Below are 17,134 nucleotides of genomic sequence, written 5' to 3' on the forward strand. Positions count from 1 at the left end.
GGTGCCACCTACTCCGTCGCCAAGAACACCCTGGTCAAGCGTGCCGCCGCAGAGGCTGGCATCGAGGGCCTTGATGACCTGTTCGTTGGTCCGACCGCCATTGCATTCATCAAGGGCGAACCGGTCGACGCTGCGAAGGCTCTGAAGAACTTCGCTAAGGACAACAAGGCGCTCATCATCAAGGGCGGCTACATGGACGGCGCTGCGCTGTCCGTGGAAGAGGTCAACAAGATCGCGGATCTCGAATCCCGCGAAATCCTGTTGGCAAAGCTTGCCGGCGCGATGAAGGGCAACTTGGCAAAGGCCGCAGGCCTGTTCAATGCTCCCGCTTCGCAGATGGCCCGTCTGGCCGCTGCCCTGCAGGAGAAGAAGGCTGCAGAAGGCGGAGCCGCAGAGGCCCCCGCAGAGGCTGCCACCGAGGCTCCGGCCGAGGCCGAAGCCGAAAGCTGATCCGCACCCGCGCATCACTGCTATAACCCCGCCCGGTCGCGGATCAGCGACATGGGACTTACAGGAAGGACCGCCACAATGGCGAAGCTCAGCACCGAAGAGTTGTTGGACCAGTTCAAGGAGCTCACCCTCCTCGAGCTCTCGGAGTTCGTTAAGGCATTCGAGGAGACCTTCGAGGTCACCGCTGCTGCTCCCGTCGCCGTCGCCGCTGCAGGCGCACCGGCTGCCGGCGCAGAAGCTGCTGAAGAGCAGGACGAGTTCGACGTCGTCCTCGAGTCGGCTGGCGACAAGAAGATCCAGGTCATCAAGGTCGTCCGTGAGGTCGTTTCCGGCCTCGGCCTGAAGGAAGCCAAGGACCTCGTCGAGAGCGCTCCGAAGGCCATCCTCGAGAAGGTTGCCAAGGACGCCGCAGAGGCTGCCAAGGAAAAGCTCGAAGCTGCCGGCGCAAAGATCGTCATCAAGTAAGACGGTTTTCCCGCTGCTCTTCGCGAGTAGTAACGAAGAGGGCCACTCCCCACGGGGAGTGGCCCTCTTTTTTTGAACTTTTTTCGCGGGTGATATGCCGGAATTCATGCAGGTGGGAGGGGTGTCCGAACTAGGCTGTGATCTGAATTATGCTTCTTCCCTACTCGTTAGTAGTATTCGCAGTCACGGGTACCACTCCCATGCGATAGAGTGACCCAACCCACACGGGTGCATGCATGCAACGGACGTCGCGGAGGTAATGGTGGGAGTCGAGGTAGCGGTACAAGGACTGACAAAGTCTTTCGGGTCGCAGAGGATTTGGCAGGACGTGTCGTTGACACTTCCCGCGGGTGAGGTCAGCGCACTGCTCGGGCCTTCGGGTACCGGTAAGTCGGTGTTCCTGAAGTCCCTGATCGGACTGCTCCGCCCTGAACAAGGCTCCATCGTCATCGACGGCACGGACATCCTGCAGTGCTCCTCCAAGGAGCTCTACGAGATCCGCAAGCTGTTCGGCGTTCTCTTCCAGGACGGCGCACTGTTCGGCTCGATGAACTTGTACGACAACATCGCCTTCCCGCTTCGTGAGCACACCAAGAAGTCGGAATCCGATATCCGCAAGATCGTGATGGAGAAGTTGGACCTCACGGGTCTGGTCGGCGCCGAGGACAAGCTTCCCGGTGAGATCTCCGGCGGTATGCGCAAGCGTGCCGGTCTGGCGCGTGCACTCGTTCTCGATCCCGAGATCATCCTCGTCGACGAGCCCGACTCCGGTCTGGATCCGGTGCGTACGACGTACATCAGCCAAACGCTGATCGACATCAACGCCCAGTCGGACGCGACGATTCTGATCGTCTCGCACAACATCAACCTCGCACGCACGGTGCCGGACAACATCGGCATGCTCTTCCGTCGTCAGTTGGTGATGTTCGGTCCTCGTGAGGTGCTGCTCACCTCAGACGAGCCCGTCGTCAAGCAGTTCCTCAACGGAACGATGATCGGTCCGATCGGTATGTCGGAGGAGAAGGACGAGGCTCAGATGGCGCACGAGCAGGCGCTCGTCGACGCCGGTCACCACGCCGGTGGTGTCGACGACGTCGAGGGCATCGTGCCGCAGATGAAGGCCACCCCCGGAAACCCGGAGCGTCAGGCTGTTCGTCGTCGCCAGGAGCGCGTCCGTCAGATCATGCACACCCTCCCAGCTAACGCACAGGCGGCGATTCAGGACAGCCTCGACGAGGTTGACGGAACTGGGCAGTACGATCCCCAGTACGCCGAAGCGAGCGGCTATCAGGGGGAGTGGAACGACAACTCGCAAGACACGCAGGTCATTCCTGCATACGAGGGCGATCCCTACGGAAACACGACACACGGGCAAGGGTAGGCATATCGGATGGGGGTTACCCGCAACTCGGTTCTGAGTCCGGTCAACGGAGCATTAACTCAGGCCGGAAACATCGTCGAACTGTTTGTCGACGTCGTCAGGAATACGTTCCGGCGTCCATTTCAGTTCCGTGAGTTCATCGAGCAGGCCTGGTTCATCGCCAGCGTGACAATTTTGCCGACGGCATTGGTAGCCATCCCTTTCGGCGCCGTCGTCTCACTGCAGACCGGTTCGCTGATCAAGCAGTTGGGTGCAGAATCGTTCACCGGCGCTGCCAGCGTCCTGGCGGTGATCCAGCAGGGTAGCCCCCTGGTGACAGCGTTGCTGGTCGCCGGTGCGGCCGGATCGGCCGTGACGGCCGATCTCGGTTCTCGAACCATCCGTGAAGAGATCGACGCGATGGAAGTCCTCGGAATCAATCCGATTCAGCGCCTGGTGGTTCCGCGTGTACTCGCGATGGTGCTGATCGCTGTTCTGCTCAACGGACTGGTGTCCGTCGTCGGTATCGCGGGTGGTTACTTCTTCAACGTGATCCTGCAGGGCGGTAACCCCGGTGCCTACATCTCGTCGTTCTCAGCTTTTGCGCAGCTACCGGACATTTGGAGCGGTGAGATCAAAGCCGCGGTGTTCGGTGTCATCGCTGGTGTGATCTCCGCGTACAAGGGACTCCACCCGTCCGGTGGCCCGAAGGGCGTCGGTGAGGCGGTGAACCAGGCCGTCGTCATCACGTTCCTGCTGTTGTTCTTCGCCAATCTGATTCTGACGATGGTGTACCTCCAGATCGTGCCGGCGAAGGGATCTTGACCTAAATGACCATCGCACGAGGCCGCGGCGATCAGTTCCTGCTGAAGAGTCGCAAAGTAGCCAGAATTCCAGTGAACGCGTTGGACCGCGCGGGCGAGCAGATGTCGTTCTACGCGCGCGCCATCGCGTGGACCCCGCGCACCCTGCATCGGTACCGGAAGGAGACGCTTCGACTACTCGCCGAAGTGACCTTCGGTAGCGGTGCGCTCGCAGTGATCGGCGGAACCATCGGCGTCATCGCGATGATGTCCGGATTCACCGGTGTCGTCGTCGGCCTCCAGGGCTTCGCCGCTCTGGAGCAGTTGGGTAGCTCGGTCCTGACCGGCTTCCTCTCCGCATACGTCAACACCCGTGAGATCGCTCCGATCGTTGCGGCTCTTGCGCTCTCGGCCACGGTTGGTTGTGGCTTCACCGCCCAGCTCGGTGCCATGCGTATCTCCGAAGAGATCGACGCGCTCGAGGTCATGGCAGTTCCGTCGGTGCCGTTCCTGGTCACGACGCGCATGATCGCCGGCTTCGTCGCCGTCATCCCGCTGTACATCGTGGGTCTGCTTGCGGCGTACCTCGCCTCGAGAGTGATCAGCACGGTCTTCAACGGGCAGTCGACGGGTTCCTACGACCACTACTTCAACCTGTTCCTGCCACCGCAGGACGTGCTGTATTCGTTTGCGAAAGTCCTGGTATTCGCCTTCGTGCTGATCCTGATCCACTGCTACTACGGGTTCCATGCCTCAGGTGGTCCCGCAGGTGTCGGCGTGGCCGTCGGCCGCGCTGTTCGCGCCGCAATCGTGACGATCGCCGTTCTCGACTTCTTCCTCAGCCTCGCAATCTGGGGCACCACGACGACAGTGAGGGTGGCCGGATGATCGAGGCTCCGTCAGTCCTGCGCCGCCGTGTGCTCGGACTCGTGTTCTTCGTGGTGTTGGCATTGTTCCTGGCCTTCACCATCGGAACCTTCAACAAGACGTTCAAGGACGTCGTGAAGATCGACCTCGTGACCGACACAGTCGGAAATGCGTTGCCACCCAACGCAGACGTCAAGGTCCGTGGGCTGCTGGTCGGCGAGGTGCGATCCGCGTCGACGAAAGACGGCCAGGTCACCTCGGTCCTCGCGATCGAGCCGGACAAGGCTGATCTGATTCCGTCCAACGTCACGGCGCGTCTGCTCCCGAAGACGCTTTTCGGTGAGCGCTACGTCTCCCTGATCATTCCGGAGGGAACCACCGCGACCCCGATTTCCGCGGGAACGGTGATCCACCAGGACAAGAGCGGCAATGCTGTCGAGGTCGGCGACGTTCTGGACGGACTGCTCCCACTTCTGCAGGCGATTCCGCCGCAGGATCTGGCGAACACTCTCGGTTCTCTCGCGCAGGGTCTGACGGGACGCGGCGCCGAGCTCGGTCTGACGGTCGATCGTCTCGAGGAGATCTTCCGCGGCGTCAATACCGAACTGCCCGCGGTGCAAGAGGATCTGCGCAAGTTCGCGGACTTCTCCCAGACGTACTCGGACGCTGCGCCCGATCTGATCAACGCTCTCGACAATCTGCGGACCACGGGTAACACGGTGGTGCAGAAGCAGGACCAGTTGCGGACACTGCTGGCGTCGCTCACCGTGACATCGTCGGACACCGCAGCCTTCCTCGAAGCGAACTCGTCCTCGATCATCACGCTCGCTGCGGATTCGAAGGAAGCTCTCCAGCTTCTGGCCCAGTACTCTCCGACCTTCGGGTGCACGTTCAAGGGCTTCTCGGACACCGCTCCGGAAGCTGCCAAGATCCTGTCCACCGACGCGCCCAATCCTGGTGTGCGTGCGAGTATTCAGATCGTGAACCCCAAGGGTCGCTACCTGCCCAACCAGGACGAGCCACGGCTCGTCGACAACCGCGGCCCGGTTTGCTACGACAACGTCACCGAGCCCGGTCGTCCGTTCCCGCAGTACCCCGGCGGTTCGTACGGTGACGGTTCCTACCAGGTTCCTTCCCGCAATCCAGGTCCCGCCACCATGGAATTCCTGCCTGCACCTGAGGGCTCCGGACCTCAGTTGTTCTCGACCAACAACAGCGGTCCGGCTCAGCAGGCCGGCTACGCGGGCTCGAAACTCGAAGAGGATACGTTGAAGGTGATCTACGGACAGGCCAACGGTGTTGCGCCGGACGATGTTCCGGCGTGGACCACGATGGTCAGCGCTCCGGCATTCGCAGGTGCGGAGGTGAGCGTCCAATGAGAGGACTCGCAGCTCCGCTGACAAAGCTCATCATCTTCGTTGTGGTGACGGTCCTGGCGACAGGACTGCTGGCAGCCAGTATCGCCAATCTCGGCGGCGGTGGCGGCACCAAGTTCAACGCCGTCTTCTCCGACGTCACTTCGTTGAACGAGGGCGACGAGGTTCGCATTGCCGGTGTTCGTGTCGGCCAGGTCGAGAAGATTGCCATCGTCAACGACAACCAGGCCGAGGTCCAGTTCTCGGTATCCGACCGTGATTGGTTGCCGGCCAGTTCCATCGCCACCATCCGGTTCCGCAACCTGGTGGGGCAGCGGTACATCTCGCTCTCGCAGGGTGAAGGCAGCCAAGGCAAGAAGATCACCGGCGGCGATACCCTGCCGCTGTCTCAGACGCGCCCGGCAGTCAACCTCACGACACTCTTCAACGGCTTCAAGCCGCTGTTCACCACCCTGAGCGCGGACGACGTCAACAAGCTGTCGTACCAGATCATCCAGGTCTTCCAAGGCGAATCGGGCACCATCAGTGAGCTCGTGCGCAACACCGCGAGCCTGACCAACACCGTCGCGGACAAGGACGCGGTCATCGGCGCGGTGATCAAGAACCTCAACGACGTTCTCGACACCGTCAACGCGAACGACAAGAACCTCGATTCACTGATCGTCAACACCCAGCAACTCGTCACCGGGTTGGCCAACGAGCGTGGGGTGGTCGGTTCGGCCGTCACCTCACTCGCCGGCCTGACCGACGCGACGGCAGACCTGCTCGAGCCGACGCGGCCGTCGATTCAGGGCTCGATCACGGCACTCAACACGCTGGCGACCACACTCAATCGTCGGAGTGACGACGTCAACGCGGTGCTCGAGACCTTGCCGGTCAAGCTCGAGAAGCTCGCACGCGTAGCGAGCTACGGTTCCTGGTTCCAGTTCTATCTGTGCGGAATCGACATCGTTGCCGGTCCAGGACAGTCTGCCTCGCTGAATCTGCCCACCGGCCTGCCGACGGTCAATCAGCCGATTTACACCAACGCGGCCACGCGATGCACTCAAGACGGTATGAGGGAGTTGCAAGGTCGATGAGTAAACGTCGCAGTCCGGCAATGGCCGGAGCCATCGGTATCTTCGTGGTGCTGCTGGCCACTTTGTCCGCGTTCTTCCTCGATTCGCTTCCGTTCGTGGGAGCAGGCTCGTCCTACTCCGCCGAATTCTCCGAAGCCGCGGGTCTCAAGCCTGGTAACGAGGTTCGTATCGCCGGCGTGAAGGTCGGCAAGGTCACTTCCGTCGATCTCGACGGTGACCGTGTTCTCGTCGACTTCAAGGTCAGTGACGCGTGGGTGGGAGATCAAACCTCTGCGTCCATTCAGATCAAGACCATTCTGGGACAGAAGTACCTCGCCCTAGATCCGCGCGGAACCGACAACCTCGATCCCAAGGATCGGATTCCGCTCGAGCGCACCACCTCTCCGTACGACGTCGTTCAGGCCTTCTCGGCCGCGGCGGACACCGTCGGCGACATCGACACCGACCAGTTGGCGAAGAGCATGGAGACGTTGTCCCAGGCATTCTCCGAGACACCTGGCGATGTCCGCGCTTCGCTCGACGGCGTCAGTCGGCTGTCGCAGACGATCGCGAGCCGCGATCAGGACTTGCAGAAGCTCTTCGCCGCCACCGGGAAGACGTCGCAGATTCTTGCTGACCGCAACAAGGAATTCACCCAGCTGATCCGTGACGGCGGACTTTTGGTGCAGGAACTCAACAATCGCCAGCAAGCGATTTCGCAGCTGCTCACCGGAACTCAGCGCGTCTCTCAGCAGCTCACCGGTCTCGTTCGTGACAACGAGGCGGCAATCGGGCCGGCGCTGACGCAGCTCAACGGCGTCATCGACATCTTGAAGGCCAACAACGAGAACTTGGACAAGGCACTGAAGCTCTACGAACCCTTCATTCGCTTGTACGCCAACGTGGTCGGCAACGGCCGTTGGTTCGACCAGGTCGTCGTGAACCTCCTTCCGCCGGGTCTGCCGGACATTCCGGGCTACCGTGACCCCGTTCGTACGTTGGGAGGCAACTGATGGCTGATACTGCCGAAGCCGGAAGCGGCTCCAAGAAGCGCTCGGTCGCGATCATCGCCGCTGTTCTGATCGGGTTACTCGTAATCGGTGGCGCGCTGTGGTGGGTGTTCACTCGCGCCGGTACCACCAAGATCACCGCCTACTTCGACAAGTCGGTGGGTATCTACGACGGCTCCGACGTTCGTGTTCTCGGTGTCAAGGTCGGCACCGTCGAATCCGTCGAACCCCAGGGAGATCAGGTCAAGGTCGAGCTGCGTGTCGATCGTGGGATCGACATTCCCGCGGGTGCCAGTGCCGCTCAGATCACGCCGTCGGTGGTTGCCGACCGCTACATCCAGCTGACACCGGTCTTCACCGGCGGCGACAAGATGGCCAGCGGTGCAGTCATTCCGATCGAGAAGACGGCGACGCCCGTCGAGGTCGACCAGTTGTACTCCAGCATCGACGAACTCGCGTCGGCTCTCGGTCCTGAAGGTGCCAACAAGAACGGAGCACTGTCCGATTTCGTCGAGACAGGTGCGGCCAACCTCGAGGGCAACGGTGAAGCGTTGGGAGACAGCATCACCAACCTCTCGGATGCCGCACGGACGCTCAACGATTCGCGTGACAACATCTCGCTCACCATCAAGAACCTGGATACTTTTGTGGGCGCTCTCGCGGCCAACGATCAGCAGGTGCGCCAGTTCAACACGCAGTTGTCGGACCTGACCGGATTCCTGGCAGGTGAGCGCGACGATCTCGGTGCCGCTCTGAACCAGCTCTCGATTGCGCTCGGCGACGTCGCGAAGTTCGTGGCCGACAACCGCGATCAACTGGTCCAGACAACCGAAGGTCTCGTCGAACCGACACAGACATTGGCGAACAACAAGGAAGCACTGGCCAACACGCTCACCATGCTTCCGCTGGCGATCTCCAACTTGGTCAACTCGTACGACGCCGAATCAGGTGTGCTGGCTTCACGTCTGGCGTTCCCTGATCTTCAGAACCCGGCCGGCGTGCTCTGCAAGTTGATGGACCTCGGCAAGCTGTTGCCCGGTGATCCGCGGTTCGAGGCATTGGGAAGGCAGATGCAACCGGCTATCGACCAGTGCGCAAACGTCGCTGCGATGACCGACGCAGCCAATCAGGCTGCAGGCCTGAACCTTCCCTTCGGCATCCTTGCCGGTTCCGAACGACAGATGCAGGTAGTTCCGGGCACTGTGCCCGGCGTCGTGTCACCGCGACTGACCAGTGGAAACGGGGAGGGCGAGTGAAGCGTTCATTGATAGTCGGCGCCGGATTGTGCGCCGTCCTGATCTCGGCAACCGCCTGCTCGTCCGAGGGGATCTACGCTGTCCCGCTTCCCGGCGGTCCTGATGTGGGTTCCGATCCGATGCACTTGACCATTCAGTTCGACGACGTGCTCGACTTGGTTCCGCAGTCCGCTGTGAAGGTCGACGGCGTTCCCGTCGGTCGAGTCGACGACGTGTCGGTCGGACCGGACGGATGGACCGCGGACGTCGGAATCATCCTCGACTCGTCGGTTGATCTGCCCGCCAACGCAATTGCCGCGGTCGAGCAGACCAACCTGCTCGGCGAGAAGTTCATCCAGCTGTCGGCCCCGCCGTCCGGACCGGACTCTGCGAAGCTGGCCGACGGTGACCTCATTCCGCTGGATCGCACTCGCCACGCCACGGAGATCGAGCAGGTTCTCGGCGCATTGTCGCTGCTGCTGAACGGCGGCGGTGTGGGCCAGTTGCAGCCCATCGTCGAAGAACTCGGTGCCGCGTTCGACGGTCGCGAAGGCAAGACGAGAAGTCTTCTGGAGCAGGCGAACACACTCATCGGTGGACTCAACGAGCAGCGTGACGACATCACACGCGCCCTCGACGGCCTGGATGTGCTCTCGACTCGCGTCAACGATCAGAACGAGAAGATCGGGAAGATTCTCGAGGAACTCCCCGTTGCGACACAGGTTCTCAACGAGCAGCGTCCGCAGCTGACGCAGATGCTCGCTCAGGTGGATCGACTCGGAACAGTGGGAACCGACGTCCTCACACAGTCCAAGGACGATCTGATCGCTGATCTTCAGGCTCTGCGTCCGACGCTGCAGGCGCTCGCAGACTCCGGTGACGACTTCGTGGGGGCACTTCCGTTCCTTCCGACGTTCCCGTTCCCGGACGGTGTCGAGAAGATTGCACAGGGTGGTTCCGTCAACCTCTTCCTGAGTGTCGACCTGCAGATCGGCAATACACTCTCGGGTCTCGGTGTCGGGCAGGGAGAACCGGAATACCGCCAGCCCAAGTTCGGCAATCCCAAGCCGGTGGTCGACCCCTCCAACCCGTACTACAACGGCAACGGGCCGCGACCGGGGTGGCCGACAGTGTCACTGCTGCCGATCGCTCCGATCCTGCCGCAGGTTCCCGTTGTCGCCGGCCTTCCCGCCACAACAGCGGGTGACCCGGCAACGCCGGCGCCCGCGGCGAACCCACTCAACCCCATCCAGGGAATGCTGGAACAGTTCGGAATCGGCGGTGATGGACAGTGAGATCAGCTCTGGTCAGATGGCAGCTCGTCGGCTTTGTCGTGGTTGCGCTCCTGGGTCTCATCTACGTCGGCGCCAAGTACGTGCGCCTGGACAACCTCATGGGGTTCGGTCAGTACACGGTCAAGACCGAATTGGCCACGTCCGGTGGAATTTTCACCAACGCCGAGGTGACGTATCGCGGCGTGCCGGTCGGGCGAGTGGGCGACATGTCGTTGACCGAGGACGGAATTCAGGTCGACCTGAAGATCGACAACAGTGCTCCGGAGATTCCCGCGTCGGCCCGTGCCGTCGTGGCCAACCGCTCCGCCATCGGTGAGCAGTACGTCGACCTTCAGCCCGATACCGACCAGGGACCGTTTCTCGAGGACGGCTCGGTGATCGCGGTGGGGGACACCACAACTCCGATCCCGATCGAGGATGTGCTGACCAGTGCCAACGGCTTGGTCAAGTCCGTGCCCGTCGACGCGCTCCACACCGTCGCCGTCGAACTCGGTGCAGCGTTCAACGGGAAGGGCGAGGACATTCAGGTCCTGGCCGATTCGCTGTCCGGTCTCTCGCAGTCCGGGCTCGACACTCTGCCTCAGACGCTCGCGCTGATTCGGAACAGTGAGACGGTACTGACGACGCAGTCGGATCAGTCCTCCGCGATCAAGCAGTTCAGTACCGATCTCGATGCTGTCACGGCGCAGTTGCGGACCAGTGATCCGGACATCCGTCGCTTGATCGACAACGGCATCCCGGCCAGCGATCAGATCGGTGCCCTCATCAACGAGGCGGGCCCGAGCCTGACGACTGACCTGACCAATCTTGCCGCGACCACCAAGACGCTTGCGCCGCGAACGATCGCGCTGCAGCCGTTCCTGATCTTCCTTCCCGGTCTGGCCGCTGCCGCACCGACGGTTGCTCCCGGCGACGGAACGGTCCATCAGGGCTTGGTGCTGGAGACCAACAATCCGCTCTCGTGCACGGTGGGTTACGAAGGCACCATGGCGATCCTGGACGAGATGAAGCGTCAGAATCCCAATTTCGACGACACCCAGCAGGACTTCCCGCTCAACACCGCCGCGTCGTGTGAGACGCCGCTGGGCAGCGAGACGGGCGTCCGCAGTGCCAACCGCGTGGTGTACGCCGATCCCGACACGATCCAGCCTTGGGACTTCAAGCCGAAGGTCGATCCGGACAAGTTGAACCTCAACCCGATCGCGACGCAGTTGGCGCCGTTGCTCGGAGTGACACCGAAGTAGACCGATCCGAATGTGGTCGAGTTTGTGCAGTTCAGGCTACTGAGTTGTGGCAGTTGACGATTCGCGGCCAGAGGCTGGGCAAAACAGGTAAGTAGGGTAGTGAGTGTGATTCAGAGAAACAGTTCCCCGCAGTCCGGCGGGCCCGAGCAAGTGGAATCGGGAGCGCCGACAACCGGTAGACCGAAGGGGCTGACAGCGTCTCTGATTGCGGTCGGTGTCTTGCTTCTGGCGGCCGTGGTTGCGCTCGGTGTGTTCGGCGTCCCGTACGTTCGGGCGCTCACCACCGACCGCACCACCGCCGAGATGCGTGACGACGCGCTTATCGGTGCGCAGCAAGTCGCGATCAACCTCAACAACGCGGATTCGGCCAATCTCGACCAGTCGATCGAGAACATGCGTTCTTCGGTGACCGGTGACGAGATGACGACGTATCTGCAGACCGTTCAGGATTCCATCACAGACGAGTTGCGTAACTCGGGCTCGAAGGCTGACACCGAAGTCGTTCAGTCCGCGCTGACCGAGCTCAATACCGATGACCGGACCGCCACGGCACTGGTCGTCGTTCGAGTCACCACGACCCAGGGCAACCAGTTCGTCAAGAATCAGCTCGGCATGCGGCTGGGCATGGTCGAGGTCGACGGGGTCTGGAAGGCTCAGTCGGCTGATCCGATCGGCTCTCGGCTCGATCTCGGCTCCGGCACCCTGCCGGCCACCGACGGCTCCACGCCTGCTCCTGACGCAACGCCCGCACCCGGTTCGGGGACCGAGGCACCTGCCTCCGGTGCTCCCGCACCGACAACCGAGGGTGGTGATTCCGGTGGCCAGTAGTTCGTCGAACCTGCACACCGACATCCCTCGAAGGAGAAGCGCGTAATGCCACCCAAACGTCGTACCGGCGGACCGTCCTCCCCGCAGAACCGTCGGCCGAAGATCGCGGGAAGCGCTCGCTCGCTCAACGTCCCCGCGGGGACGTCCGATTCGGATCCGGTCGAGCCCACGATCGAACAGCCGGAAGAAGAAACACAGGAGGCTGTGAAGCCGGAGGTTGCGAAGCCGACGCTCACGAAGGCCGAGTCCGGAGAAATCGAGCCGCCGAAGACGGAAACCGACGCTCCGGAATCCACACCAGGCCCCGATCTGACCAAACCGGCGAAAACCGTCGCAGACGAGCCCAAGGCCCCTGCTACCCCGGAGACGGGCGCGGGGGAGTCGGCGACAACACCTACACAATCCAAGGCCGGTTGGCGCCTGGTCGCGATCCTGGGGGCCGCAGCGGTCATCGTCGCGATCCTCGCCGGCATCGCCTTCTTCAAAGTCGGCGCGAAGACGGACGACATCGCCTGGGTGGACGAAGGCGCCACGGCTGAAGTTCTTCGTGTGACGCCGTCGGCGTTGGCTGCAGTCTTCACGTTTTCTCCCGACACCTTCGACGCCGATTTCGACAAGGGTGTCCAGGGCCTGAACCAGTCGATGCGCGATCAGCTGACGCAGTACAAGGACACGCAGAAGGCCGGCGTCGAACAAACCCAGACGGCAACGACCGCTGATGTCCCGCTGATCGGGATCACACGGCTCGAGAAGGACCGGGCGCAGTTGCTCGCCCAACTGAACGTCAGCTCGACGCAGAACGGTGTGGCGGCAGACTCTCGCTCCGGAATGGTCATCGTGAGTCTGGAGAAGCAGGACGGAAACTGGCTGATCTCGGAGATTCGCGACCAGTAGCTCGGAGATTCGCGACCAGTAGCACCTGCGCACCAGCGCGAAGATCTGGATCGACGCACGATGTCGGTCCAGATTTTTCGTATGTGACGCCGCTGCTGGCTACACTCCCGGTGGCAGTGTTCGAATGCGCGTCACGAATGTTCGAATGCTGCGACACGCGCTCTCGCCCTTGACGGAGCGGTCCGCAAGGTCCACTCTGATCGGTGAACATGCACGGACGAGTGATCGGCAGTCTCACGTCAGTATCTGAATTCGACCCTCAGTTACACCCGACTCGACATTTCCAGAGTAAGGGTGTACTTTTGGACGTTGCGCTGGCTGCCTCCTGTCCACCCCTCGTCTCAACCGCTGCGAAGTCAAGTACTTCTTGCTTTCTGCGACGGGTTTCGTTCGGGTTGTAACCAGCGAAATTCGAAGCAGATACAGCGGCGGTCGCAACAGCACGGAGCGGCCCGCGTGAGGTGCTGGAAGGACGCATCTTGGCAGTCTCTAGCCAGACCAAGGCAGTTTCCGGAATCCCCGGAGCCCCGAAGAGGGTTTCGTTCGCGAAAGTTCGCGAACCCCTCGAAGTTCCCGGGCTTCTTGACGTACAGACAGATTCGTTCGAGTGGCTGATCGGCGCGCAGAGTTGGCGTGAACGAGCAGCGGCACTCGGCGACAATGCAGTGTCCGGTGGTCTCGAGGACATCCTCGCGGAGCTTTCTCCGATCGAGGATTTCAACGGCACTATGTCGCTGTCCTTCTCCGACCCTCGATTCGACGAGGTCAAGGCCTCGACGGACGAGTGCAAAGACAAGGACATGACCTACGCGGCGCCGTTGTTCGTCACCGCGGAGTTCATCAACAACAACACTGGTGAGATCAAGAGCCAGACGGTCTTCATGGGAGATTTCCCGATGATGACCGACAAGGGCACCTTCATCATCAACGGCACCGAGCGTGTGGTCGTCTCGCAGCTCGTGCGTTCCCCCGGTGTGTACTTCGACATGAGCGTCGACAAGAGCACCGAGAAGGATCTGCACAGCGTCAAGGTGATCCCGGGTCGCGGCGCATGGCTCGAGTTCGACGTCGACAAGCGCGACACCGTTGGTGTCCGTATCGACCGCAAGCGTCGTCAGCCTGTCACCGTCCTGCTCAAGGCACTCGGCTGGACCACCGAGCAGATCACGGAGCGCTTCGGCTTCTCCGAGATCCTCATGGCCACGCTGGAGAAGGACAACACAGCCGGCACCGATGAGGCGTTGCTCGACATCTACCGCAAGCTGCGTCCGGGCGAGCCCCCCACCAAGGAGAGCGCGCAGACCCTGCTGGAGAACCTGTTCTTCAAGGACAAGCGCTACGACCTCGCTCGCGTGGGTCGTTACAAGATCAACAAGAAGCTCGGCCTGAACGCGGGTCAGCCGATCGTTGCATCCACGCTCACCGAAGAAGACATCGTCGCCACCGTCGAGTACCTCGTGCGTCTGCACGCAGGTGACACCTCGATGACGGCTCCGGGCGGCGTCGAGGTTCCCGTCGAGGTCGACGACATCGACCACTTCGGCAACCGTCGTCTGCGTACCGTCGGCGAGCTCATCCAGAACCAGATCCGCGTGGGCCTGTCCCGCATGGAGCGTGTGGTTCGTGAGCGCATGACCACACAGGACGTCGAGGCAATCACGCCTCAGACGCTGATCAACATCCGTCCCGTCGTCGCTGCGATCAGGGAGTTCTTCGGAACCTCCCAGCTGTCGCAGTTCATGGACCAGAACAACCCGCTGTCGGGGCTGACGCACAAGCGTCGTCTGTCCGCCCTCGGCCCGGGTGGTCTGTCCCGTGAGCGCGCCGGCCTCGAGGTTCGCGACGTTCACCCGTCGCACTACGGCCGCATGTGCCCGATCGAGACCCCGGAAGGCCCGAACATCGGCCTGATCGGTTCGCTGTCGGTCTACGCCCGCGTCAACCCGTTCGGTTTCATCGAGACCCCGTACCGTCGCGTCGTCGACGGACAGGTGACCGACGAGGTCGACTACCTGACCGCTGACGAAGAAGACCGCCACGTAGTCGCGCAGGCCAACTCGGCCATCGACCGCGAGGGTCGCTTCACCGACTCGAAGATTCTCGTCCGCCGTAAGGGTGGCGAGGTCGAGTTCGTCGCGTCCTCCGACATCGACTACATGGACGTTTCGCCGCGTCAGATGGTGTCCGTCGCAACCGCGATGATTCCGTTCCTCGAGCACGACGATGCAAACCGTGCCCTGATGGGCGCGAACATGCAGCGTCAGGCTGTCCCGCTGGTTCGCAGCGAGGCACCTCTCGTCGGTACCGGCATGGAGTTGCGTGCAGCTGTGGATGCCGGCGACGTCATCATCACCGAGAAGACCGGTGTCGTGGAGGAGATCTCCGCAGACTACGTCACGGTGATGGCTGACGACGGAAGCCGCAAGACGTACCGGATGCGCAAGTTCGCGCGTTCCAACCAGGGCACGTGCGCCAACCAGCGTCCGATCGTGGACGAGGGACAGCGTGTCGAGGCCGGCCAGGTTCTGGCCGACGGTCCTTGCACCGAGAACGGTGAGATGGCGCTGGGCAAGAACTTGCTCGTCGCGATCATGCCGTGGGAAGGCCACAACTACGAGGACGCGATCATTCTGTCGCAGCGTCTCGTGGAAGAGGACGTCCTGACCTCGATTCACATCGAGGAGCACGAGATCGATGCCCGCGACACCAAGCTCGGTGCCGAGGAAATCACTCGCGACATCCCGAACGTCTCCGACGAGGTCCTCGCCGACCTCGACGAGCGCGGCATCATCCGTATCGGTGCCGAGGTTCGTGACGGCGACGTGCTGGTCGGAAAGGTCACGCCGAAGGGCGAGACCGAGCTGACCCCCGAAGAGCGCCTCCTTCGCGCCATCTTCGGTGAGAAGGCTCGCGAGGTTCGTGACACGTCCCTCAAGGTTCCTCACGGTGAGACCGGCAAGGTCATCGGAATCCGCGTGTTCTCGCGTGACGAAGACGACGATCTGCCTCCCGGTGTCAACGAGCTGGTCCGCGTCTACGTGGCACAGAAGCGCAAGATCCAGGACGGTGACAAGCTCGCCGGCCGCCACGGTAACAAGGGCGTCATCGGCAAGATCCTGCCGCAGGAAGACATGCCGTTCCTCTCGGACGGCACGCCTGTCGACATCATCTTGAACACGCACGGCGTCCCGCGTCGTATGAACATCGGTCAGGTCTTGGAGACCCACCTCGGGTGGATCGGCAAGACCGGCTGGAACGTTCAGATCGCGTCCGACGGCTCTCGTCCCGACTGGGCTGCGACCCTGCCGGAAGAGATGCTGTCCGCTCCGGCCGACTCGAACATCGCCACCCCGGTGTTCGACGGTGCGAAGGAAGACGAGCTCACCGGTCTCCTCGGCGCGACGCTGCCGAACCGTGACGGCGAGCAGATGGTCGGACCCGACGGAAAGGCCACCTTGTTCGACGGCCGCTCCGGCGAGCCGTTCCCGTACCCGGTCTCGGTCGGTTACATGTACATCATCAAGCTGCACCACTTGGTCGACGACAAGATCCACGCTCGTTCGACCGGTCCGTACTCGATGATCACGCAGCAGCCTCTCGGCGGTAAGGCCCAGTTCGGTGGCCAGCGCTTCGGTGAGATGGAGTGCTGGGCGATGCAGGCCTACGGCGCGGCTTACACGCTGCAGGAACTGCTGACCATCAAGTCTGACGACGTGGTCGGTCGAGTCAAGGTGTACGAAGCCATCGTCAAGGGCGAGAACATCCCCGAACCCGGCATCCCCGAGTCGTTCAAGGTGCTCCTCAAGGAGCTCCAGTCGCTCTGCCTCAACGTGGAGGTGCTGTCCTCGGACGGCGCGGCCATCACGATGGCGGACGGCGACGACGAGGACTTGGAGCGGGCCGCAGCGAACCTGGGCATCAACCTGTCCAGGAACGAAGCTGCGACGGTCGACGACCTCGCGAACTAGGTTTCGGTCCCCGGGTTGCTCTTGAGAGAGCGGCCCGGGGGCGTAGTTCACATTTGAATTGGCAGTCAGGTTGCCGGGTGACCGGCAACCGTAACCCCAACGGGGAAAGGAAGTTACGTGCTCGACGTCAACTTCTTCGATGAACTCCGCATTGGCTTGGCCAGTGCAGAGGACATCCGCAATTGGTCCTACGGCGAGGTCAAGAAGCCGGAGACCATCAACTACCGCACGCTCAAGCCCGAGAAGGACGGCCTCTTCTGCGAGAAGATCTTCGGCCCCAC

General features: G+C 62.1%; 15 protein-coding genes. All 15 read left to right on the forward strand.

The window, feature by feature from the left end:
• A partial coding sequence (gene rplJ / locus QM609_RS28720; protein WP_283337644.1) for a 50S ribosomal protein L10 occupies nucleotides 1–450 on the forward strand: 450 nt, incomplete at its 5' end.
• A gap of 78 nt (nucleotides 451–528) precedes the next feature.
• Nucleotides 529–915: a 50S ribosomal protein L7/L12 gene (rplL, locus tag QM609_RS28725; RefSeq protein WP_003941857.1), complete on the forward strand. Its 387-nt coding sequence runs from the start codon at nucleotides 529–531 to the stop codon at nucleotides 913–915.
• 259 nt (nucleotides 916–1,174) lie between these two features.
• Nucleotides 1,175–2,296 (forward strand): ABC transporter ATP-binding protein, encoded by a 1,122-nt coding sequence (locus QM609_RS28730; RefSeq protein WP_007728450.1) that lies wholly within the window; start codon nucleotides 1,175–1,177, stop codon nucleotides 2,294–2,296.
• A 9-nt stretch (nucleotides 2,297–2,305) separates the two neighbouring features.
• A complete protein-coding gene (locus tag QM609_RS28735) occupies nucleotides 2,306–3,100 on the forward strand; it encodes an MlaE family ABC transporter permease (protein ID WP_003942038.1) in 795 nt (264 codons plus the stop codon).
• Between the two features lie 5 nt (nucleotides 3,101–3,105).
• Nucleotides 3,106–3,966 carry an MlaE family ABC transporter permease gene (locus QM609_RS28740; RefSeq protein ID WP_003941894.1) on the forward strand — a complete coding sequence of 287 codons (861 nt, stop codon included), beginning with the start codon at nucleotides 3,106–3,108 and terminating at the stop codon, nucleotides 3,964–3,966.
• Nucleotides 3,963–5,324, forward strand: coding sequence for an MCE family protein (locus tag QM609_RS28745; RefSeq protein ID WP_003942007.1), 1,362 nt, complete (start codon nucleotides 3,963–3,965; stop codon nucleotides 5,322–5,324). The genes QM609_RS28740 and QM609_RS28745 overlap by 4 nt, the downstream gene beginning before the upstream one ends.
• Complete coding sequence (locus QM609_RS28750) at nucleotides 5,321–6,400, forward strand: MCE family protein (RefSeq protein ID WP_003941932.1); 1,080 nt, start codon at nucleotides 5,321–5,323, stop codon at nucleotides 6,398–6,400. Before QM609_RS28745 ends, QM609_RS28750 begins: the two co-directional genes overlap by 4 nt.
• Nucleotides 6,397–7,392, forward strand: coding sequence for an MCE family protein (locus QM609_RS28755; RefSeq protein ID WP_003942053.1), 996 nt, complete (start codon nucleotides 6,397–6,399; stop codon nucleotides 7,390–7,392). Before QM609_RS28750 ends, QM609_RS28755 begins: the two co-directional genes overlap by 4 nt.
• On the forward strand, nucleotides 7,392–8,645 hold the full coding sequence (locus tag QM609_RS28760) for an MCE family protein (RefSeq protein ID WP_003941941.1): 1,254 nt from the start codon (nucleotides 7,392–7,394) through the stop codon (nucleotides 8,643–8,645). The genes QM609_RS28755 and QM609_RS28760 overlap by 1 nt, the downstream gene beginning before the upstream one ends.
• A complete protein-coding gene (locus QM609_RS28765; RefSeq protein WP_003941859.1) occupies nucleotides 8,642–9,919 on the forward strand; it encodes an MCE family protein in 1,278 nt (425 codons plus the stop codon). Before QM609_RS28760 ends, QM609_RS28765 begins: the two co-directional genes overlap by 4 nt.
• The gene (locus tag QM609_RS28770) at nucleotides 9,916–11,163 is read left to right on the forward strand and encodes an MCE family protein (protein WP_003942085.1); all 1,248 of its coding nucleotides are present in this window, start codon (nucleotides 9,916–9,918) and stop codon (nucleotides 11,161–11,163) included. Before QM609_RS28765 ends, QM609_RS28770 begins: the two co-directional genes overlap by 4 nt.
• Before the next feature lie 99 nt (nucleotides 11,164–11,262).
• Complete coding sequence (locus tag QM609_RS28775; protein WP_007728440.1) at nucleotides 11,263–11,991, forward strand: hypothetical protein; 729 nt, start codon at nucleotides 11,263–11,265, stop codon at nucleotides 11,989–11,991.
• 45 nt (nucleotides 11,992–12,036) lie between these two features.
• Nucleotides 12,037–12,885: a superantigen-like protein SSL4 gene (locus QM609_RS28780; RefSeq protein ID WP_064113963.1), complete on the forward strand. Its 849-nt coding sequence runs from the start codon at nucleotides 12,037–12,039 to the stop codon at nucleotides 12,883–12,885.
• Between the two features lie 461 nt (nucleotides 12,886–13,346).
• Nucleotides 13,347–16,853: a DNA-directed RNA polymerase subunit beta gene (rpoB, locus tag QM609_RS28785; protein ID WP_003942068.1), complete on the forward strand. Its 3,507-nt coding sequence runs from the start codon at nucleotides 13,347–13,349 to the stop codon at nucleotides 16,851–16,853.
• A gap of 117 nt (nucleotides 16,854–16,970) precedes the next feature.
• Nucleotides 16,971–17,134, forward strand: a 164-nt coding sequence (locus tag QM609_RS29340; RefSeq protein ID WP_502942730.1) for a hypothetical protein, incomplete at its 3' end; no start/stop codon positions are given.

It is taken from the genome of Rhodococcus sp. IEGM 1302, assembly GCF_030056935.1.
In the GTDB taxonomy this organism is placed as follows: domain Bacteria; phylum Actinomycetota; class Actinomycetes; order Mycobacteriales; family Mycobacteriaceae; genus Rhodococcus_F; species Rhodococcus_F qingshengii.